General features: G+C 31.3%; 1 protein-coding gene. It reads left to right on the forward strand.

Annotated features, from left to right (window positions below; all coding sequences use genetic code 11):
* Positions 1–329: 329 nt before the first annotated feature.
* On the forward strand, positions 330–796 hold a 467-nt coding region (locus GQX97_RS12900; RefSeq protein WP_157152267.1), incomplete at its 3' end, for a glycerate kinase.

Raw genomic sequence — 796 nt, forward strand, 5'->3', positions numbered from 1 at the left:
CTATAATAGACGGGATATCTTTTAATGATATATCAGCTATAAAAGCAAAAACAACAGATATTCCCATTATAGATAGGAAAGGGTGTATTTTTAATTTTGATATAGCAAATATCATAACAGCAATACATATAACAAAAACAATTATTAATAATCCCCCAGACATATTAATATCCTCCTAATCATTTATTATTATTAGTATAATAAAAAAACTTTCAGTTTGCTTTGTATAATGAACACAAAAAATTATATATTTTTTGTATTTCTTATACAAAGAAAATATAAATTAAATGACTATATTAGTATATATAATTTTTTAAGGATTAAAGCTTGTGTATAAGATAGTAATAATACCAGATTCATTTAAGGGAAGTGCGAGCAGTTTAGAAGTTGCTGAATGTATAGAGAGAGGGGTATTAAAGGCAGTTAAAGATGCTGTTATTAAAAAGATTCCTATAGCAGACGGCGGTGAGGGTACGGTTGAGAGTGTRATTTATGCTGCGGGCGGAGAGTTTATAAAAGTTGATGTAAAAAACCCTTTRGGAAAAACTGTAAGTGCTAAGTATGGATTAATTAACAGYAGTCAGGCGGTTATAGAGATGGCTGAGGCTTCGGGTATTACTTTGGTTGATGAGAAAGAGAGAAACCCATTAAAATCTTCTACTTATGGAACGGGAGAGCTTATAAGAGATGCTATTAATAGRGGAGTTAAAGAGATACTTATTGGAATTGGGGGCAGTGCTACTAATGATTGCGGTATTGGTATGGCTAATGCTTTGGGGTATAGGTTTTTAGATGA

The organism is Brachyspira sp. SAP_772 (genome assembly GCF_009755885.1).
GTDB lineage: Bacteria > Spirochaetota > Brachyspiria > Brachyspirales > Brachyspiraceae > Brachyspira.